Origin of the sequence: Weizmannia sp. FSL W8-0676 (assembly GCF_038593015.1) — a bacterium.
In the GTDB taxonomy this organism is placed as follows: Bacteria; Bacillota; Bacilli; order Bacillales; family Bacillaceae_C; genus Weizmannia; species Weizmannia coagulans.
On the sequence record NZ_CP151954.1, the window covers coordinates 2,817,592 to 2,838,805 of the forward strand.

Here is a 21,214-nt window from a genome sequence, read left to right on the forward strand (position 1 = left end):
TTGTACCTAAACTTGTCCAGTTTATAAAATAAATAACCGTACTCCAGAAAATCAAAAAATATAAAACCTTTTTATTGAGTAAAACATTCGATAGTTTGTCCAGCCATTTCCGTCCTGCCAGAAGTGTCGGTTGGCCTTTTATAATAGAGCCTCTGCCAAAATAAAAATATACCCTTGAGCGAGGCTCTGGAAAATTAATTATCCCGATTTTTTTGCCTTTTCATCCAGATTTTCAATTCAATAGAAGTAAAACGGTCATTTTTCTTCAAAAAAAGGGCATACGTATCCCGCCTTCACAAAATGGTTTTTTTCACTACCCTTTGTGGAAAGAAAACGTTCATTTGAGTTATTCACATATCCACCTGTGAATAACTTAATTTGCTCTTTGCAGCCGATTGCGTGTCCATCCACAATTGGCCTTTCCTGTCTGATGGTACGCCATATTTGCCATGATGTGCATAGATATCATGCATCGATCTACATGAGCTTCAACTGCCTGTTTCCCACGCTTGTGAACACGACGGAGACTGTATCCGTCTTTTAAAATGCCAAAGATTCTTTCGATGATCGTCCTGGCACTATATAACACTTCAAATGTGCGACCATGTTGCGGCAACTCGACATCTACTTGAGGCGTTTGATCAAAGTCCATCCTAAATACTCTTCCTTGTGCTGCCCCATTACAACATTCCGCGTGATTCGCTAGCGGGCAGGTGAGACCTTCTTGCTTGGCATTTGGATGAAATACAGGACAAGTGTAAATATATTGCCCCTTTTCCCGATCAGATCCTCTAAGTTCCATTTTATGTCCACTGATACAGATGGGAGTGCCGTACCGGTTGATTTTTTCAATCCCCCGGGCGGTAGTTGGTTTATCTTTACGGTTCCGTGGATTGATCGGTGCCACCAATTTCGCCTGTAATACATCCTTTGTCACTTTTTGATTTTCCGGCGTTTGGTAGATTCCATCTGCCAGGATAAAGCTCAACTGCTCAGCCATCTCGGGGTGCTCTGTCTTAAACGTTTCCAATGTCGGTTCTAATGTTTTCCCATCGGGTGTATTTCCTTTAAATACTTCCCGCGTCAAAGGCAAACCGGATCTCACCCCGCATACCATTGATAATTTATGCGCAATATAGGAGACTGCATTACTTTTACGCATTACCCCTACATTGTCGTCCGTAAGGACTTTGGGGCAATCGCAATCACCCTCACAAGAACACGTCTTCCTTGTTTTATTCAAGGTTGCTTCTGCCTCTATATGCGATGTATCCACGGCGGCTGCTTCCTCATTCGTTTCAACCACGCCTTCCCCTTTATTATATTCAACAACCAATAGCCGGGCTTTTTCCCAAAGACCATTTGTTGTCATGATTTGATCAAAACGAGCAAAGGAACGGTAGCTCGGAATTTTCTCCGTAAATCCACACATGGTGGCAAATAGCGGGTTTGATTTCACTTGCAAATAGACACTCTCCACCATCACTTCAATATACTGTAAAGAGGCCAGTTCAAAAGCACGAAAAAAGGGCATGAAAGGATGCGGTTTTCTCCCAGTGGAAGGGAGATGAAATAATGAAGACGCAGACTTGTCTTCTTCCTCCGTTATTGAAAATAGTGCCGGTTGTATTTCATTAGAAGGATCATGTGCTCTTTCATTTTTTAGGTGCAAATATAAAAGGGTGTAGTATTCTCGTTCAATCGGCTTAAAAATCTCCCATGGGAAACACATGGCTGGAATGACAAATGGTATATCGGCATAGTCTTGCCAATTGTGGGGAATCAAATTTTGTTGTATTGAAAAGTCTCTGGTTTGTGTTAGAATAGAAATAGTCATGAAATCACTCCCTGGATATTTGATCGTACTTATATCTTAGCAAAGGAGTGGCTTTCATGGCTCTTTTTTTTCAAAAAAAATCATCCTTTTCCGTTTTACAATATTTACCACAGGAATGAGTAGCCTAATCTATTGAAACCCGCCCAAAACCGACAAAAGTGGAAAAATTTAGACACTTATAACAAATAAATTTACCCCATTAAAATCAAAAACTCACAATTTCTTTTTACATTTGTCATAATGTTCCTACAAACGTCTTTTTTCTTTAGTGGAATAAATCAACGACCTTTAATTGTCTGACTGCTTACAGTTTCAGGGGATATAGCATTTTGGCAAGGGCTCAATAGAAAAAGCAATGTAATATACAACTGGTATGGAAAAAGTCGTCCCGCCTCGAAGAAATTTAAAAAGAACAAGGATCGTTTCCTTGCTTAATACTTTTCCGAGAAAAAGGACGCCGATATCGAATTGCCAGGCCGTGATTAAAAGCATATAGAATCCCAATATCAAAGACAGCTTTGACTCTTTATATAATGATTGCATGCTCACGGCCAGGACAATCGGAATGAATCCTATCGTAAAAATCAATACCCCCATAACGATAGTACCTCATCCCCTTTCTAACTCTTGATGTATTTCTTCATATAGGCACATGCGTTATTGCCGCCAAATCCATGGTTGGTGATGGCCACTTTATGAATCTCCCGATAGAGGGTCTCTGTTACAATATTCATTTCTTCATACCCGCGCCTCGTTGTCCGAATCGTTGGCGGAATAAAGCCGTATTGCAAACTTAAAAGCGATGAAATGACTTGTAATATACCAATGACGCCAAAAGGATTGCCATACATGCTTTTGATTGAAGTATAGGGAACTTCATGCTTAAACAATTGTTTGGAACAGTGCTGCTCGATTTGGTCGTTCAGTTCAATGCCAAGTGCTTGGCTGTTGATGTAATCCGGCTTTCTTCCCGATGTGACTTCTTTTAACGCGTTTATCATTTGGTCCCCGGATCCGTCCAATGAAAAAATGTTGATCCCATCATTATTGGAAACGACATCAACGATTTCGCCTTTTATATCCGCTTTTCGTTGAACGGCATCTTCTTCCCTCTCCAGCACGATTGCCCCTGCCGCTTCCGCCATTGCAAACCCTTTGCTTCCTTTTTGAAACGGCACAGCGCCTTCTTCAAGCGTTTGGTTAAGCGGTATCGTTTTTGTTTTGGCAAACGCATAGGTCGTCGCATTGCATATCGGGCTGTCCGTTCCGCCGACAATGGCCACATCCACTTTTCCACTTTTCAAGTAAAGGATTGCATCTTCTACTGCTTCCAAACTGGATGTGCAACCTGTTGTAATCGTTTTTTCGACGCTCCTAGCCCCGATATAATGGCCAATGGCAGCCGTGATACTATGGTAATTCGCATAGTGGGAGAAGATGAGCGATACTTTTCGATACAGTTCTTGATTGGCGTAGTGGATGGAATCCTGGTACAGTTTCTCTCCCGTAGCACCAAGGGATAATCCGAAAAACAAGCCTACTTTTTTATGCCGGACATCCAGCCTGGAAGACGCGATTGCTTCTTTCACTGCAGCGGTCCCCATTTTTGTTACTTTTGGGAGGCGCTTTAGTTTATCATCTGCTTCTATTTGTTTCAATTCTTCATCCTGGATAAGCCCGGCAATGGTTGATTCTCCTTTTGGCCCCATGCCCTCCGCCACTTGTAATGTGCAAACGCCGTTTTTCAAATTAAACAAATACTGATCAATGTTCCTCGTATTTGGCGCAAATATCCCGTATCCGGTACATACTATTTTCATAACGGCCCCACCTATCGAGTATTTTACTTGCCTATTATAGCAAAAACACACCCATTTTGATTTATTGTTTTGAAAAAATACAATGGTTTTGCAAATTGTGTTGCCCCTTACATGAAAATGATTTCTTTTAAAGCTGCTCATCCATGCACAGGCGAATGGATTACATCAATTTTTTTAAAAAATAGTTGCAATCTCCTCCCGCCTGAGGTATACTAAAGAAGAATTATTTTTGTTCGGTGTAAAGAATGGCATAGTGAATGACTTTTCATCTTGATGACCACCTTGGACAAGGATAGTAACACATTGTGTGCAGTTGCACACCAGGAGGCAATATAAATGGAACAAGGTACAGTAAAATGGTTTAACGCAGATAAGGGCTTTGGCTTTATTGAACGAAATGGTGCAGACGATGTATTCGTTCACTTCTCTGCTATCCAAGGTGAGGGCTTCAAAACTTTAGACGAAGGTCAAAAAGTATCTTTTGATGTCGAACAAGGCGCTCGCGGACCGCAAGCTGCAAACGTTGAAAAAGCTTAATGTAGAGAAAATGATAAAAACAGGCTCTTTATAAAGAGGGTCTGTTTTTTTATTTCTTCAAAAACCAAAACACGCTCACTTATGTAGCAGGAAATTGAAACAAACAGGCGCCATGCCAGTCGACAAATAGTGAAAATCCGTTGCTACAACCAGGATTATATCTTTGGAAAATCCGCATTTCCTTCAAAGAAATTCTTATAAGCAGTCTGTAAGTTCATTTGTGCATTTGCCAAAGCGAAAGAATCCACTTCTTTTAGGAATGGAAATTCACTTTTATATTTTGCAGGGGTCGGAAACTTTTGCTTTTTAAGCGATTCTTTATCATCCTTGAACTTTTCATACGTTTCTTTGCGTTCAGCTAACATCTTATTGTAGACAAAGCGAACACAACCAAATGTCTTAGCTAATAATGCGGATTGTTCTTTGTTTGGTAACAAACGAAACTTGAAAGCTTTGTTTTGCTTGGCCATATCAATTCACCTCACTTTTGACCTTGATTTTCAATATATTTTTTGATGGTATCTATTGGAGCGTCGCCTGTTGTAAGTAGGCAGAAACTTCTTGACCAAAACATTTCTTTCCATAGTTTTTTTCTTATATGTGGAAAGTCTCTTTTTATCAGTCGAGAACTTGCACTCTTATAGGCGTTGATGAACTTTGATAGTTCAGAGTTAGGATTTGCTTTGAATAAGATGTGGATATGGTCTTTATCATGATTCCATTCCACTAAAGAAATATTGTATTTACTTCCAATCTCAGCGAACATATCTTTTGCAAAATCAGATATTTCGCTATCGAACACTTGTCTACGGTATTTTACAACCAATACAAGGTGGTATGCAGTAAGAATACTGGATGATTATTACTATCTAATTTCATTGATATATCAACCCTTTATTCCATCTAAGACTGGTTAGATCAAAACCTTTGGCTAAAGCCAACCGAAATTCATCTCCCACCTACTCATTGGTGCGATTCGCACCTTCACATTCCTTGAGGATGGGAGACTTCTTTCAGAAAGCCGTTAAAAAAGTGTATTGTGGCCCGGAAAAACATCTAAAGCCCCCCGAAACAGAACAATCAGGAGCAATTTACCAACTTGTCTCAGATACATAAATATTTTGCTTAAAGGATGCAATTGTTCAAGCAAACCCCATTCCTCGGCAACAGAAAAACAGGAGACACTTGGTAACATTTACTCGTATTTTGGAAAAGAAAAAATCCCCCCACCTTTTTGGTTGGTTTTTCTGAACAAACCTAATTATATCAGAGGTCCGGGCATTTTTTCACTTTAGCTGCTACTCTACTCTCTCCATTTCCATCATCCCTGTGCCCGCTCCCCCATTTGCTGCACTCGCCGTTCCCGATATGACAGGCATGCACATCCAGAAAATTTCCGGCTGGTTTTCAATTTTTCCGGCGGTGCGGTTTATCCGGATACATGAACATCTATATTAAAACCGTCCCGGCCTGGAAAACATAAGCAAAAAGACGGATGGACAGGCTTCTTTGGGCTGGTAGACTAAAAATGAAAGGGATTACAAAAGGGAGGGTGGCATTTTGAAAAGATCCGGATTGTTTGTCGTCTGTTTTGCGTTGTTGTTTTCGCTTATGCCCGGCTTCCGTGGACAAGCAAAACAGGATGGGCATTGGAGAACAAGGGCAAAAGAACGCTGGGTGTCTCATGAATTGAAAAAGATGACAGTCGAGGAAAAAGTCGGGCAGCTGTTCATTGTTCATGCTTACGGAAAAACACCGGAGGATCCCGCCTACGCCGAAACGAATATCGAAAAAGGGCGTGGCGGCACAAACTTCAAAGAAATCATCGAAAAATACCATATTGGCGGCGTCATCTATTTCAACTGGTCGGATAATATCAGCACCCCTGTTGATGCCAGACAAGTGCAGCAGTTATCCAACGGGCTACAGAAAATTGCGTTAAAACAAAAGCCCCGCATTCCGCTCTTTATTTCTACGGACCAGGAAGGCGGCGCGGTTGCCCGTGTACTCGAACCGGGAGCCGTTTTCCCGGGGAATATGGCACTCGCAGCAACCAGGTCTGCAGCCAACGCGAAAAAGGCTGCAGAGATCATGGCGGTAGAACTGAAAAGTCTCGGCATCAATATGGACTTTGCCCCGGATCTCGATGTCAATGTAAATCCGGCCAACCCGGTGATCGGCGTCCGTTCATATTCAGAAAATCCGGACCTTGTCGCATCACTTGGCATTGCCCAAATTGCAGGATTTCAAAGCCAAAATGTAGCCGCCACCGGCAAACACTTTCCGGGCCACGGGGATACGAATGTCGATTCCCATTACGGCCTGCCTGTCATCCATCACGACTTGAAAACATTAAATCATGTGGATTTAAAACCGTTTAAGGCCGCGATTGCTTCCGGCGTTGACGCAATCATGACCGCGCACATTGTTGTACCGGCACTCGATGGTTCCGGTCTGCCGGCGACGCTTTCGAAAAAGATCATGACCGGCCTCCTCCGTGAAAAACTGGGTTACGACGGGCTGATTGTGACCGACAGCCTTGATATGTCCGGCGCAAACGCCCTTCCTCCCGGCCAAGTACCGGTAGCAGCATTCAATGCGGGCGCGGATATTTTACTCAATCCGCCCGATGTGGAAGTGGCCTGGAATGCTGTGCGAAATGCAGTAAAAACCGGAGAAATCAGCCGGAAACGCCTGGATGAATCTGTCGCGAGAATTTTACGGGTGAAATATGAACGCGGCATTGTCCGGAACCCGTTTACATCTGAAAAATCGCTAAGCTATTTCGGCACCCCTGAACATTTGAAAGCCGCACAAAAAATGGCGGACGAAAGCATCACAATGGTTAAAAACGAAAATCAAATATTGCCGCTGAATCAAACGAAAAAAATATTCGTAACCGGCCCATCTGTTGCAAACAGCAGCCGCCTTGCCGGCCTTCTGAAAGAAAAAGGGTTTATAACCGAAAATACGAGCACAGCGGCTGCGCCAACACAGGCAGAAACAGCTACGGCAGTTGGAAAAGCACAAAATGCCGACGTGATTGTCGCTGCCGCTTACAATGCAAATACCAATACCGCGCAACAGGCATTTTTAAGAGCGCTGAAAAAAACAGGCAAACCGGTTGTAATGGTTTCAATGGGCAATCCTTACGACATCATGGGCGCGCCTGATGTGGACGCGAATCTTCTGGCCTATGGAAACCGCAGCGTTTCTGTACAATCCGCTGCAAAAGCGCTCACAGGCGAAATCAACCCCGGCGGAAAATTGCCTGTCACCATTCCGGGGTACGCTCCGTTCGGCCACGGTCTTCATTACTAAAAGGGGGGGACTTGCTTGAAGAACAAAGGGGTAAAATTCGTTTTATGGGTTGGATGCATCATTTTGTTGGCGGCCGGGGCCATTCCGTCTCTTGCCTTTGCATCCGGATATCATGGCCACCCATTTCCTTGGGATGCACCCGGAAAAAGCTCAGCAGTACTGCATAAAGGAACGCCCGCGTCTGCCGGAATGTCCCAAGGCCCGCTCACAGACATTGACAGAGCGGTAAATGACGCGATTGCGCAAAAAGCCATGCCGGGCGCTGTTGTGCTTGTCGCAAGGAAAGGCACGATCGCAAAAGAACAGGCATACGGATATGCATACCGTTATACAGACAACCAGTTTACAGAAGCATCTGCCCCGGTCCTTGCAAAAACAAACACCATTTACGACATTGCTTCGATCAGCAAATTGTTTACATCCATTGCAGCCATGCAGCTGTTTGAAAAGCGGAAATTTGCGCTTGATGACCCTGTCGCAAAATATATTCCTGTATTCGCGGAAAACGGAAAGGAGAACGTGACCATCCGCCAGCTGTTGACGCATACTTCCGGGTTTGAGGCGGGAATCCCGGTTTATAAAATGGGAACATCCCGCAAAGACCGGCTCGAAATCGTTCTGAAGCACGGGCTGCAAAATCCCCCGGGAACGGCGTACACGTACAGCGATTTAAACATGATTACGCTGGGCGTTTTGGTTGAAGTTGTGAGCGGGCAGCGGCTGGATGCTTATGTAAAAACGCACATTACCGCCCCTCTCGGCATGCGCGATACGATGTATAATCCGCCCGCTTCGTTAAAGGCGCGCATTGCCGCAACGGAATTTCAGCCGTGGACTGGAAGAGGGATGATCCGGGGGCAGGTGCATGACGAAAACGCGTGGGCGCTGGATGGCGTTGCCGGGCATGCGGGCGTGTTTTCCACCGCACATGACCTCGCTATCCTTGCACAAACGATTTTGCAAAATGGCAAATATGCGGGCGCCCGGATTTTAAAACCGGAAACGGTCCGGCTGATGGAACAGAATATGAACAGCGCTTTTCCCGGCGATGATCACGGGCCCGGCTTTGAATTAAACCAGGGATGGTACATGGATGCGCTCTCCGATACAAATACAATGGGCCATACCGGCTACACCGGCACCTCGATGGTGATCAGCCCGAAAAACCAAACAACGGTCATTTTATTGACCAACCGCGTCCATCCGACCCGGGACACTGTCTCGACAAACGGAATCAGGCGATCTGTTGCCCAGCTTGCGGCGGACGCTATCCCGGTTGCCGTCCCTGATAAACATGGCGCATGGTTTGCCGGTTACGGCGACAATAGAAAAGCTGTGCTGGAGGCGGATGTTGACTTGAAAAGGCCGGCGTTTCTCCGTTTTTGGACCTGGTACCGCATCGAGCAAAACGCAGACTTTGGGAAAGTGGAGGTTTCAACAGACGGGAAAAACTGGACGAAAGCCGGCAATGCTTTAACCGGATCAAGCGGCAACTGGCGGCAGATGTCCATCCCGCTCCCTGCTGGCACGAAACATATCCGCTTTGTGTATGAAACCGACGGATCAGTAAACGGCCGCGGCTGGTATGTGCTCCATCCGTCCATCGTCTCACACGGAAAAATTGCGAAAGTATCTTTTACAAGCCGTGATTGGGCTTTGCGGAACCGTTAAAAGGAGGAAACAATGAAAAGGCTCGCTGCCATATTGGCGCTTATGATCGCTTTCAGCTCCTTGGCCGTGGTCCATGCGGCCCGGGGCAATCAGCCGCATGAAAAACAAAAACACCATTCTTTTCAGCTTGGTGTCGATGTTTTTTTAAAAGATAAAGCCCATTCGCTGAAAGGGAAACGGGTCGGGCTGATCACAAACCCGACCGGTGTCGACCAATCGTTAAATAGTATCGTCGACAGATTTGCCAGGAATCCGGATATTCATTTGACAGCCCTTTTTGGCCCGGAACACGGGGTGCGCGGCAGTGCGGACGCCGGTGCCTATGTTCCGTTTTATACCGATTCGAAAACGGGGCTTCCGGTTTACAGTTTGTACGGCGAAACGAAAAAGCCGACACCTGAAATGCTGAAGGATGTCGATGTGCTTGTCTTTGATATTCAGGATGTTGGCGCAAGATTTTACACTTATATTTACACAATGGCCTATGCGATGGAAGCAGCGAAGGAAAAAGGCATCCCGTTCATCGTGCTCGACCGCCCGAACCCGATTGGCGGCACGAAAGTCGAGGGGCCGGTGCTTGATCCAGCCTATTCTTCTTTTGTCGGAATGTACCCGATCGCGCTCCGCCATGGGATGACAGCGGGAGAGCTTGCCAAATATTTTAACAAAGAATGCGGAATCGGCGCAGGTCTCACAGTTGTGCCGATGAAAGGCTGGCACAGGGATATGTACGCGGATGGCACCCCGCTCCAGTGGGTGATGCCGTCCCCGAACATGCCGACATTGGACACGGCGATCGTCTATCCTGGTGCGGCGCTCATTGAAGGGACAAATATTTCGGAAGGCAGGGGTACGACCCGCCCGTTTGAGTTGATCGGGGCACCGTTCATTGACGGGGACTTGCTAGCGGAGAAATTGAATGCCCTCGGTTTGCCGGGCGTCCGCTTCCGGAGCGCGTCTTTTACACCAACAACCTCAAAATGGGCCGGCAAGCTCGCAAACGGGATCCAAATCCATGTCACGGACCGCAATGCTTACCAGTCTGTTGAAACCGGCGTTGCAATGGTCAAAACGATCCATGACCTGTATCCCGGCCAATTCGCTTTCCGGGCAGAAGACAAAAACGGCATTTCTTATTTTGACCAGCTGATTGGAAACGGCTGGGTCAGGCAGGATATCAACCGCGGCACTTCCCTTAAAACCATTGCCCAAAAATGGCAAAGGGACTTGGGTGCCTGGAAGAAAAAACGGGAAAAATATTTGATGTATGATTGAAAAAACGCCCCCAGCCTGAGCCGGATTGGGGGCGTTTTGAACCCGCTTCAGGAAATGGGGGGGAACATCTGTTTTTTTCACGATCATTTTCGCCAGCAAATGGCCACGCCTGTCTCTTCTATTGAACAAATTACGTAAAGAAACAGGCTGTGTTTCTACCCCTCTTCCACATTCTTAAATTGGTTGTAAAACATGTGATAATACCGTCCGCGGCGTGCCATTAGTTCGTCATGGCTGCCTTGTTCAATGATTTGCCCGCAGTCGATGACCATGATATGATCGGCATCGCGGATCGTATTCAGGCGGTGGGCGATGATGAAACTCGTGCGGCCCTCCATAATCGAAAGGAGCGCATCCTGGATATGCCGTTCTGTCCGTGTATCGATGCTGCTTGTTGCCTCATCCAATATAAGCAAAGCGGGCTTTGCCAGAAAAACCCTTGCGATGGCCAAAAGCTGGCGCTGCCCCTGGCTCAAGTTGCCGCCGTTTTCCGACAAAACGGTTTCATATTTATCGGGCATCCGGTTGATAAAAATATCGGCATGGGCAAGCCGGGCCGCTTCTTCGACTTCTTCATCCGCCGCTTCCGGATTTCCGTATTTGATATTTTCCTTGATGGTGCCTGAAAATAAATACGTATCCTGAAGGACAAAACCGAAACTTCTTCTTAGGCTGTCCCGCGTATATGTCCGGATATCCGTGCCGTCAATGAAAATCCGGCCTTCCGTGACATCGTAAAACCGGGTCAAAAGGTTCACAATCGTCGTTTTTCCGGCTCCGGTAGGCCCGACCAGCGCCGTACGCGTGCCCGGCTTTGCCTCAAAGCTGATATTTTTTATAATCGGAACATCCTCGCGATACCCGAAGCTCACATTTTCAAACACAACATGGCCTTTTGGCTCCCGGAGCACGGCGGCATCCTTTGCATCTTCCGGCTCTTCTTTTTCATCGAGTATGTCAAAAACCCGTTCAGCCCCGGCAACTCCTGACTGGAGGACGTTAAAAATATTCGCCAAGTTATTGAGCGGCCGCACAAACTGCCGGGAATACGTCAGAAAACTTGCGATTACGCCGACAGTAATCATGCTCTTCAAAGCCAGAACCCCGCCGACAACGGCAACCATGGCAAAGCCGAAGTTGTTAATCACGTTCATAAGCGGCATAAGAAACCCGGTCCAGATTTGCGCCCTCAGCCCGACCTTAAGCAAGGACTGGTTCACCTCTTCAAACGCCTTGATTGCTTTTTCTTCATGGTTAAAAGCTTTGACCACCTCAATCCCCGAGATTGTTTCTTCAATATGCCCATTTAGCCGGCCGAGTTCCGCCTGGTTATTTTTAAACAGCACTGAAGTCCTCTTGGCAATTGTCCGCGTCAGCAAAAACACGAGCGGAACCGTACACAGGCTTGCAACCGTTAAAACCGGGCTTAAAATGATCATCATGATGAGTGTGCCGATAAGGGCAATAACCCCCGACATGAGCTGCGTCGTCGATTGGGAAATAGTATTGCTCACGTTGTCTATGTCATTCGACAGGCGGCTCATCAGTTCACCGTGGGGCCTCGCGTCAAAAAAAGCAACCGGAAGTTTTTGCAGCTTTTGAAACAGATGGCTGCGCAAACGCTGCACAATCCGTTGCGAAACACCGGCCATCAGCCAGCCTTGCAAAAAGGTTAAGGCAGCATCTGCAATATAAGCCGCTGTAAGAACAAAAACCATGATTTCAAGCAGGTTAAAATTGACCTTTCTGCCCGGCGGCATGGCATCAACGGCCCTGCCGATAAAATAGGGAATGCACAGCGTAAGGACGGAGTCGGCCACAATCAATGCAAGAATGACAGACAGCCAGTTTCTTTCCCTGCCAAAATAGGCCCAAAGCCGTTTTAACGTCCCTTTAAAATGCTTTGGTTTCTCGGCCGGGCCCCTGAACCGTGCCGCACCTCCCCCGCCCGGACGGCCCATCCGCAAAAAAAGCCCCGGTGCCTGATTTCCCTTATATCCGTTCGTTTGTCCGGCCATCCTGCAACACTTCCTTACCCATTTGCGATTGGTAAATTTCCTGATAAACCTGAGAGGTTCTGAGAAGCTCCTCATGCGTGCCCAAGCCGGCAACTTCCCCCTTATCCAACACGATAATTTTGTCCGTGTCCATCACAGAAGTAATGCGCTGGGCAATCAAAAGGCAAGTCAGCCCTTTCGCATATTTTTTTAACGCTGCCTTGATCCGCATTTCAGTCGCAACATCCACAGCACTTGTACTATCGTCAAGAATGAGAATTTCCGGATGCCTCACCAATGCGCGGGCAATCGAAATGCGCTGCTTCTGCCCGCCGGAAAAATTGACGCCGCTCTGGCCAATTAACGTATCATAGCCTTCAGGTGCAGCCGCAATGAAGTCATGTGCCTCAGCCAGTCTTGCAGCATGTTCGACCTCATCCATTCCCGCCCGGCCATTTCCCCATTGGATATTTTCACGGATGCTGCCGGTAAAAAGGATGTTTTTCTGCGGAACGATCGCAATTTTTTCACGCAGATCATGCGGATGAAAATGCCGGACATCCATACCATCTACTTTAAGGGACCCGCCCGTAACATCGTAAAAGCGCGGAATGAGATTCACCATTGTGCTTTTTCCCGATCCGGTTGAGCCGATAATGCCAACAGTTTCACCCGGATAAATGGTAAACGTGATATTTTTCAAAACCGCATCCTGCACTTGTCCGGTATAGGAAAAAGTGACATTTTCAAAATCAATTCTCCCTTTTTCACCCGGTACTTCATGTTTCAATCTGTTCGGGGAGGTTTTTTCTTCTATGGCAAATACTTCACCGATCCGAAAAGTGGAGGCCCTTGCCCGGACAAACATGTTAAACACCATGGAGATCATCATCAGCGATGTTGAAATTTGCGTCATATAATTGATAAAAGCAATAATATGGCCGACTTTCATTGTGCCATTGTCCACCCCGAAGCCGCCCATCCATAAAATTGCGACAATGCCGATATTGACCGTAAGCAAGATCGCCGGGCTGAAGATGGACATAATCCGGATCGAAGAAACCGAGCGTTCTTGCAGGCGGCGGTTTGCCACGCTGAATTTTTCCACTTCAAATTGAAACCGGTTAAAAGCCTTCACAACACGAACACCGGATAAATATTCCCTCATGATGCCGTTCACGCGGTCGAGCGCTTTTTGCACCTTCATAAACAATGGAAAGCCCAATCTCATGTTCGTTATAATGAAAATAATGACAATCGGCACAACAACTGCCAGCACCACAGAAAGCTGCGGGTCAAGCCGGACTGCCATGATCAAGGCGCCGATTGCCAATAGCGGCGCTTTGACAAACATGCGCATTAAACCATTGATAAAGTTCTGTACCTGGGTGACGTCATTGGTAAGCCGCGTGATGAGTGAGGCCCGGTCAAATTGATTGATGCTTTGGAAAGAAAGCGCCTGGATTTTCCGGAACAAATCCGACCGCAATTCCGCCCCAAAGTTTTGCGACACGATGCTTGCGAGCGTGCTCCTTAATGAGGCGGCAACCGCGCCGCACGCTGTGATGAATAACATCACGCCGCCCATCTTTAACACATATGGCATATTTCCAGACGCCACACCGACATCAATGATTTTTGACAGGATCGCCGGCTGCATCAAATCGCAGAGCGCTTCACACATTAAAAAGAAAACAGCCGTACTAAAAAGTTTCCAGTACTTTTTGGCATACTTGCTTAAAAAATGCATCGGATCATTCCACCTTTTAACGTTGCGGAAATCAATTTTTGCTTACGCCTTTTTATCCGTCTGGTGATCGCCTTTTGACACTTTTAAATTCTCAGCAAGCCGCTGCAGAAATCCAATAAACAGTTCCTGCTCCGCTTCTGAGAATTGGCTTAATCCATTGCTCAGCTGCTGGAGATAAGCGGTTTTTGCTTTCTTGATGATTTCTTCTCCTTTTTCTGTCAGGGACACCATTTTTACGCGGCCATCGCGGGCTGACGCCACGCGCCGGGCGTATCCCCATTTTTCAAGCCGGTCGATCATTTGCGACACCGTGCTCATGCTGACATTGAAATGGTCGGCAAGGCTCCCCATCGTGCACTGCCCGGACCTGCCGACATGCCGCAACAATATCCACTGTAAACGTGTAATCTTTTTATCTTCATTTGCCAGCCGCCCTTCCCGCAGATGCCGGTTAATATACCGCCAATGCGTAAGGAACTGGTCCATTTTGCTATCTTCCATAACGGAACGCCTCCTGGAATCAATTACTTTATTTAGTTTACTAAATTAATTGGGGGCTGTAAAGCGCTGCATCAAGAAAAGATAAGCATTCCAGTTGTTTCCCGCTTTCATTTTATCAACTTTTTTGTTGCCTTTTTCAAAGACTTTGGGCATCTGTTCAAGAAAGAAAAGCGTTTCGCCACTGGCGGATTTGGTTTACATGAATTCCATGAGCAGAAGCAATTTCGTTCATCATTTTTTCTTCTTTTAAGACCTCTAGCACGACTTGAGTTGTAAATTCTGGCGTATATTGTTTTCTCATAAACCTACTTTAACATCTCCTCATTTCGTGTCTAGTTTTATGGGTCCATTATAGTTTTTTACATGTTTCCTTTGAAATCCTTACACTTTATATTCGACAAAAGTAGCCAAAATCCTTGCCAAATCTGGAATTTTTGCTTATTCAGCAAGCCCCAACTTAGCAAAGAGAAATTAGAAAAATTAAAGGAGTTGTTACAGCGATCAGGACTGTTGCAGTAATAAAATAGGAATTCTTTTTAGAGATTTTCCGCTTTGTAAACTGTAACAGAAAACATTAAAACAAAAAGCCGGCATGCTGCCGGCTTTTTTTATCTTAATAGAGTCTCCTGATGCTGTTGAAATGGGAGTTCCAGTAAGGGTTGCTTAAGCTTTTGATTGAGACGCTCTTGTCCGAATCAGAGATAAACTGGTTGTTTCCGAGATAGATACCGACGTCCGAGATTCCGGATTTGTAGGTATTTTCAAAGAAAATGAGATCCCCGGGCTGCGGGTTGCTTACTCTGTAGGAGTTGCTGTAGAATCCTGCTGCATCCAGACGGCCAATGGATTTGCCGGCCTCGTTAAGTACATAGTAAACAAAACCGCTGCAGTCAAATCCGGCTGGCGTTGTGCCACCGAAACGGTATGGTGCGCCGATGTATTTTTGTGCAATTTGTGCCACTGCGGAGCCGCTGTAAGAGCCCGAATTTGAACTTGATGATACCGTGTTTTTGGAAACGGCTCTTGAGCTGCTTGTGCTTGCAGAGCTGGATGAGCTACTTCCGGCGTTAGACGAACTGCTTTGAGCACTGGACGACTGACTGGATTGTGAGCTGCTGGTTGAGCCGCTTGCTTGTGAACTGCTTGCAGTACCGGACGATTGATTAGATTGTGAGCTGCCCGCTTGTGAACTGCTTTGCGTGCTGGTTGAACCATTTGCAGTTGTGCTGCCCGAATTGTTGGACGAACTGCTTGCCGTGCTGGACGAACCGCTTGTCTGTGAACTTGCGCTTCCTGCGTTAGAAGAGCTGCTTGCGGCGCCAGACGATTGATTGGATTGCGTGTTGCTTCCATTCGAGCTGCTTGCAGCACTGGATGGGCCGTCCACTTTTAAAGCACTTCCGGCAACAATCCAATCAGAGCTTAAATGGTTCCATTCTTTCAATTGGGAGACGGTCACGCCGAATTTTTGCGCAACGCCGGAAAGCGTGTCCCCTGATACAATTTTATATGTGCCGTTTGGCGCTGTGCTTCTTTGCGCCGCAGCACTTTTGGCGGTGTTATTTGCAGCGCTGCTGTTGGCAGTGCTGTTGTTGGCGTTACGATTCGCAGTACTGTTGGCAGTACTATTGGCAGTACTGCTGGTTGTAGCGGAAGAACTGTTAATTTTCAGGATATCTCCGGCATAAATTAAATCAGAGTTTAAATGGTTCCACTCTTTCAATTGGGATACTTTAACGCCGTATTTTTTGGCAATGCCGGAAAGCGTGTCTCCTGATACAATTTTATATTTTTTTGGTGTTTGAGACGGCACCTTAAATTTCTGATTCGGATAAATAATATCGCCTGTCAAATGGTTATCATTTTTAATTTGGGAAACCGTTGTATGGTATTGTTGGGATATCTTCCACAACGAATCTCCTTTTTTGACCGTGTATGTAGCTGCTTCCGTTGATGCAGAACCTACAATTAAAGACGCTAATGTCATGCCGGCAGTAACAGACAATACTTTTTTTCGAGTCAAGATCGAAAACCTCCTGGATGTTTAAAAAATTTTTCATTGGCTATATATAAAGGGTCATGGTTTGTTTCACTCACAAACCCTATTTTAAAAAAATTCACCCCCACTTTCAATCATTCTATGAAAACGTAATTCAACTGTAATCTCATAGAAAATTTACTATTTTTGGAATATAGTTGTGATAAAACCAATTTATATAGGAAAAAAGTTGTGTTTCTATTTAATCCGCAAAAAAATCCCTCGCTTTGGCAGCGATGAAGCATTGTTTCAGAGCCCGATGTATAGGGACTGTTCACCCCTGCCTTCCTTAAAAATAATCGGCAGCCCCTCTTTTACGTGGATCCCGGGGGATGTCGTCGGGTGAATAAAATATTTTTTGTCCCATTCCTTCAATTCATCCACCATCACTTCAGTGGAAGGCAAGTTTTCAGCCATTCTGATTGCCCCTTTAAATGAACTTTCTGATTTGTATAAATTCATATTAGCTTGTTTTGATCCGTAACGCATTAGCCAAAATGTCAAATCATTGAGCAGAATTCTTTGCATTTTTTAAAATTGTTATTATTCCGAATGAACTTCCCATCTCTGTAAGGAAGGCTGTCTCCGCAACGAAACAACCCCCCGGTTCGTGAGCGGAATCTTTCACACGAACTAGGGGGGCTTTTCATTGCTATATGACACTCTAAGACCGGCTTTCGGGACTCCAATCCAGTATATCGCTGCGAACGCACCGGGCTGTTTGCTGCCGGAAGCGGACTGTTTTTAACCTGTGCTGCCGGCCCGGACGTTCGCGCATCCTGGCAGCCGGGTCTTCTTTCGGCGAATCTGGTCAGGCCCTGTTTCTTGCCTTTATCATGAACCCGGCTAATATCAAAAAGATGGCGGCATCCAGCGCAATGAAGTTGATCCATTCGTTTAATTGAAATCCCCAAACTTTTTCCAACAGGCTCACAGGGTATTTCATGACCGGATCTTTAAAGATGCCGGTGACCGCAACATGTGCAATCAGACCGCCGGCAACAATCTGCACCAATGAAATTTTATCCAGTATTTCAGAAAAGAACTCGAAGAAAGCGAGTACAGTCGTTAAGCTTAAGGCCATGCCAGCCATCGTGTACAGCAAATTGGCGGAAATGCCGGACGTGATCAAAACACTGTCCATACAGACGAGAAAATCAGCCGCAAGCACAATGAACAGCATTTTGGCGGCCGGGATGCTTGGAACGGGCCTTGCCTCGGAATCAGGCTGGATGGAACTTACAAAACGGAAAGCAATATAGAGGAGAATCATCCCTGACAAGACGCGGAATCCCGGAATCCCTGTTAAATACTGAATCATCGCAACATAAATTGTACGGCTGGCTGTCAGACATACAACGATATAAAAAAACAGACGCTTTGGCTCATGGCCGTATTTCCGGACCACGGTTGTAATAATAAGAAGATTATCCAGATCACTAATCAGGTTGAGCAAGTAAATTTTTAAAATCACAAAAACACGTCACCCCTGCCTTTGCCAATCCATTTCGGGAACGGAAAAAACAGCATCGCACGCCGATCCCTCTATTAATATATTTGACAAAAGCCAAAACAGACGAGCAAAAATTTTTCTGATTGAAAAAGGTATCAAAGAAATCAATTAGAGCATTCCTGTAATGAAAGAAATTTGAGGTTTGCACAAAAACCCCGCTGATATGGTTCAAGGTGTGCAAAGCTTCGAAGCAATTGATATCCAAGGAGGAACCACCATGAATTATACTCAGAACAACAACATTACATAACCAGCAAAGACATGAGGTACACAAAAATCATAAAAATGAGTACAGTGAAGATAATGGTAAGAAAATGAACAGAAAAATTTGCCGGAACAAAAATACCCTTCTCGATCTCTCTTCTTTTCCTTGCGTACTGCAACGCCGCCGTAATTCCAGTGATAAATCCGATCACACATGCGAAAATGCCCAAAAGGATGGCGAGTGTATTAATATATGGACTGGAGGCGATCCTTATGGTGAAGTGCAAGGAAGTCGTTAAAAAACCAACCCCAATAATGGAAATGGCTGTGCGGATCCATGCAAGAAATGTCCTCTCATTTGCCAGGTGCTGCTGGGCAAACTTCACACTGCCCTGCACCGTCTTTTTTTGGTTCTCCATAGACTGCTGCAACTCCAATCTGTGTAAAAATGCGTATGCTTTTTAATTGTTGTGGTTTTTCCTAGAATGATTCACAGAATTTCCTTGATAACACCAAATCCCATATCTATCAAGGTATTCAGCTAAACTGGCCATGTATCAAATAAATACAAAAAGAATCCATTTCTGATAAGGTTAAAACATCCACGAAATAACCATCAGAGAGGATTCATATATTTGGCTACTTTACCACAAATAACGCTAAATTTCAATCGTCAAAATAATTTATCAAATGATGGAGGTTCTCTTTCTTCTGATACGGGTGAATTCATCTTTAGAAAATTCGATGAGAAAATTGTTTTTTCGAAAACGATCACTCAATTTCTTCATTATCGTTGGTTGAAACTCACTCCCCACAGAAACAGCCTGCCATTGAAAAATACAGAGAATATGGACATGAGAAGTTCATTTATTTTTGTATCGCATGCGTTTTCAATGCCGGAGTACTATTCATACGATGCGCCATGCAGCCTGAAACCGAATTTTCCAGGCATTTGTTTTCCATAGACCCATGGCAAAAAATATCGTATAATTTGTCGTATGAGGGAGGTGAAAAAGTGGATAAAGGAATTGACCAGAATGTGATTTTGCAGGCCATCCATGAACTATCGGACCAAATTAAATCCGTGGAAAAAAATCTGTCCGAACGGATGAGTGCGCTGGAAAGCAGAATGGGGGCACTGGAAAGCAGAATGGAGGCACTGGAAACGAGAACGGCGTCTTTAGAAGAAGGCCAAAAAGAAATTAAAGAACAGGTCAGAAAAATTGACAAAAAACTGGATATCCTCAATCGTGATTTGCTTGACACAAGGGCAGATGTTGAATTCTTAAAAAAGTAAATTTCCCGTTTTTCTCTGCTCACATGAATAGCCGCAAGTCCCTCTTCTTACAAAAAGATTCTCAAAAAATGGTCCTCTTGGTTTGGTCCGGATCCCCGTTTCGAGATCCTTCACATCGCCAAAGAGGACTTTTTATATGCGTTGCCGGGATCACAATAGCCATGCAAGATCAACACTTTATATAGTTTTCACAAATTGAATTTACAAATCCTTTTTAATCGCCCGCTCCCATGCCTGAATCCAAAAGTCTTTTTCCATCCTTATTTTAAGGAAAAAAAAAGAACCGGCACATTACCCGAAAAAAAGTTGTTGCCAAAAATTTTCCTTGCCGTTTCTTTCTCATTGTTTTTTAATGAAATTAGATCAAAAAGAAAGCTGGGAAAAATGTGGGTGTTGTGTTGACGAAAGCCGCTTCGTTTATTTTGATCATTGTGCTCGGTTACATTTTGAAGCGGATTGGATTTTTTAAGCCGGATGATTTTCAGCTGGTTTCCCGCATGGTTTTAAACATTACATTGCCATGCGCCGTGATTACAAATTTTGAAAAACTCTCCCTTGAAACTTCGCTGCTGATGCTTGTTGCAATCGGCGTCTTTTGCAATCTAGTGATGATTGCAACCTGCTATATCGTTTCCTGGCGCCGTACCCATACGGAAAAAGCCTTTAACATGATCAATTATTCCGGTTATAATATTGGCTGTTTTACACTCCCCTATGTACAAAATTTCCTGGGGCCCGTTGGCGTAGTGGCAACTTGCCTGTTCGATGCCGGCAATTCGGTTTTATGCACGGGCGGCACATATTCGATTGCTTCCGCCGTTGCCAACAACGAAAGAACAAATGCGGCATCTTACCTAAAAAAATGTTTTCATCCATCCCGATGGATACCTATCTGATCATGCTCGTGCTGTCGCTTTTGCATATTACATTGCCGACAGGCGTGACTGCATTTACCGGAATCGTCGGGCAGGCAAACGGCTTTCTGGCCATGCTGATGATCGGGATCGGTTTTGAACTCCGGCTCGAAAAAAGCCAGGTTTCAGGCATCTTAAAAGCCGTCATCATCCGTTACGGAATGGCCATCCTGTTTGCAGCATTCTTTTATTTCCTGCTGCCACTGCCGCTTGAGGTACGGCTCATGCTCGTGATTATCGCGTTTGCGCCGATTTCCGCCGTATGCACGGCATTTACCCAGAAATGCGGCGGCAATGTCGCCATGTCCAGCACATTGAACTCTTTGTCCATTTTGATCAGCATTGTGCTGATGACCAGTCTGATGGCCGTACTGAAGATCGCCTGAATCAATCGAGTAGGAGGCTAATCATTATTTGATTAGCCGACCTCTCACACCGGGCGTATGGTTCCGTACACGGCGGTGCTAAAGTTTACGACCGTACAGACAGATAATAATCTAGGAAACTGATATATCTTGCTCTTCGAATCACCATCACAG

16 protein-coding genes and 3 pseudogenes are annotated in these 21,214 nt (G+C 45.3%); 8 read left to right on the plus strand and 11 right to left on the minus strand.

Features of this window, described 5'->3' with window-relative positions; translation table 11 throughout:
* Positions 1–373 precede the first annotated feature (373 nt).
* Both NST20_RS13875 and NST20_RS13880 read right to left on the minus strand, forming a co-directional pair.
* Entirely contained in the window at positions 374–1,837 is a 1,464-nt protein-coding gene (locus tag NST20_RS13875; protein WP_342399685.1) for a transposase, read from the minus strand.
* 620 nt (positions 1,838–2,457) lie between these two features.
* A complete protein-coding gene (locus NST20_RS13880) occupies positions 2,458–3,657 on the minus strand; it encodes a beta-ketoacyl synthase N-terminal-like domain-containing protein (protein ID WP_342399686.1) in 1,200 nt (399 codons plus the stop codon).
* Positions 3,658–3,993: 336 nt separating this feature from the next.
* Here NST20_RS13880 and NST20_RS13885 point away from each other — a divergent pair, with 336 nt between their 5' ends.
* Positions 3,994–4,194 (plus strand): cold-shock protein, encoded by a 201-nt coding sequence (locus NST20_RS13885; RefSeq protein ID WP_017552339.1) that lies wholly within the window; start codon positions 3,994–3,996, stop codon positions 4,192–4,194.
* A gap of 161 nt (positions 4,195–4,355) precedes the next feature.
* Here the strand turns inward: NST20_RS13885 and NST20_RS13890 are convergent.
* Positions 4,356–4,664, minus strand: a pseudogene (locus NST20_RS13890) (transposase); the annotation flags it as partial.
* Positions 4,665–4,675: 11 nt separating this feature from the next.
* Positions 4,676–5,073 (minus strand): annotated as a pseudogene (tnpA, locus tag NST20_RS13895) (IS200/IS605 family transposase).
* Between the two features lie 681 nt (positions 5,074–5,754).
* Between tnpA and NST20_RS13900 the strand changes: the two are divergent.
* Genes NST20_RS13900 through NST20_RS13910 form a run of 3 tightly spaced genes read left to right on the plus strand, consistent with a single transcriptional unit; the run spans position 5,755 to position 10,461 of the window.
* A complete protein-coding gene (locus tag NST20_RS13900; RefSeq protein WP_342399687.1) occupies positions 5,755–7,515 on the plus strand; it encodes a glycoside hydrolase family 3 protein in 1,761 nt (586 codons plus the stop codon).
* 15 nt (positions 7,516–7,530) lie between these two features.
* Positions 7,531–9,186: a serine hydrolase gene (locus tag NST20_RS13905; protein WP_342399688.1), complete on the plus strand. Its 1,656-nt coding sequence runs from the start codon at positions 7,531–7,533 to the stop codon at positions 9,184–9,186.
* 12 nt (positions 9,187–9,198) lie between these two features.
* Positions 9,199–10,461, plus strand: a complete 1,263-nt coding sequence (locus tag NST20_RS13910) for a DUF1343 domain-containing protein (protein ID WP_342399689.1) — start codon at positions 9,199–9,201, stop codon at positions 10,459–10,461.
* Between the two features lie 155 nt (positions 10,462–10,616).
* On the opposite strand, the gene NST20_RS13915 is transcribed toward NST20_RS13910, so the two are convergent.
* From NST20_RS13915 to NST20_RS13945, 7 genes are all read right to left on the minus strand, one after another.
* Positions 10,617–12,479, minus strand: coding sequence for an ABC transporter ATP-binding protein (locus NST20_RS13915; RefSeq protein WP_342399690.1), 1,863 nt, complete (start codon positions 12,477–12,479; stop codon positions 10,617–10,619).
* Entirely contained in the window at positions 12,454–14,208 is a 1,755-nt protein-coding gene (locus tag NST20_RS13920; RefSeq protein WP_342399691.1) for an ABC transporter ATP-binding protein, read from the minus strand. The genes NST20_RS13915 and NST20_RS13920 overlap by 26 nt, the downstream gene beginning before the upstream one ends.
* Before the next feature lie 42 nt (positions 14,209–14,250).
* Positions 14,251–14,709, minus strand: coding sequence for a MarR family transcriptional regulator (locus NST20_RS13925; RefSeq protein ID WP_328193983.1), 459 nt, complete (start codon positions 14,707–14,709; stop codon positions 14,251–14,253).
* Between the two features lie 613 nt (positions 14,710–15,322).
* Complete coding sequence (locus NST20_RS13930; protein ID WP_342399692.1) at positions 15,323–16,732, minus strand: LysM peptidoglycan-binding domain-containing protein; 1,410 nt, start codon at positions 16,730–16,732, stop codon at positions 15,323–15,325.
* 264 nt (positions 16,733–16,996) lie between these two features.
* Positions 16,997–17,164, minus strand: coding sequence for a hypothetical protein (locus NST20_RS13935; protein WP_342399693.1), 168 nt, complete (start codon positions 17,162–17,164; stop codon positions 16,997–16,999).
* Positions 17,165–17,558: 394 nt separating this feature from the next.
* Positions 17,559–18,221 (minus strand): tellurium resistance protein TerC, encoded by a 663-nt coding sequence (locus NST20_RS13940; RefSeq protein ID WP_342399694.1) that lies wholly within the window; start codon positions 18,219–18,221, stop codon positions 17,559–17,561.
* 281 nt (positions 18,222–18,502) lie between these two features.
* On the minus strand, positions 18,503–18,883 hold the full coding sequence (locus NST20_RS13945; protein WP_017553073.1) for a DUF202 domain-containing protein: 381 nt from the start codon (positions 18,881–18,883) through the stop codon (positions 18,503–18,505).
* 216 nt (positions 18,884–19,099) lie between these two features.
* On the opposite strand from NST20_RS13945, the pseudogene NST20_RS13950 reads away from it, so the two are divergent.
* From NST20_RS13950 to NST20_RS13965, 4 genes and pseudogenes are all read left to right on the plus strand, one after another.
* Positions 19,100–19,252 (plus strand): annotated as a pseudogene (locus NST20_RS13950) (IS1380 family transposase); the annotation flags it as partial.
* Between the two features lie 227 nt (positions 19,253–19,479).
* Positions 19,480–19,761, plus strand: coding sequence for a hypothetical protein (locus NST20_RS13955; protein ID WP_041819471.1), 282 nt, complete (start codon positions 19,480–19,482; stop codon positions 19,759–19,761).
* Between the two features lie 386 nt (positions 19,762–20,147).
* Positions 20,148–20,657 carry an AEC family transporter gene (locus NST20_RS13960; protein WP_342399695.1) on the plus strand — a complete coding sequence of 170 codons (510 nt, stop codon included), beginning with the start codon at positions 20,148–20,150 and terminating at the stop codon, positions 20,655–20,657.
* The gene (locus NST20_RS13965) at positions 20,642–21,061 is read left to right on the plus strand and encodes a hypothetical protein (protein WP_342399696.1); all 420 of its coding nucleotides are present in this window, start codon (positions 20,642–20,644) and stop codon (positions 21,059–21,061) included. The genes NST20_RS13960 and NST20_RS13965 overlap by 16 nt, the downstream gene beginning before the upstream one ends.
* Positions 21,062–21,214 lie beyond the last annotated feature (153 nt).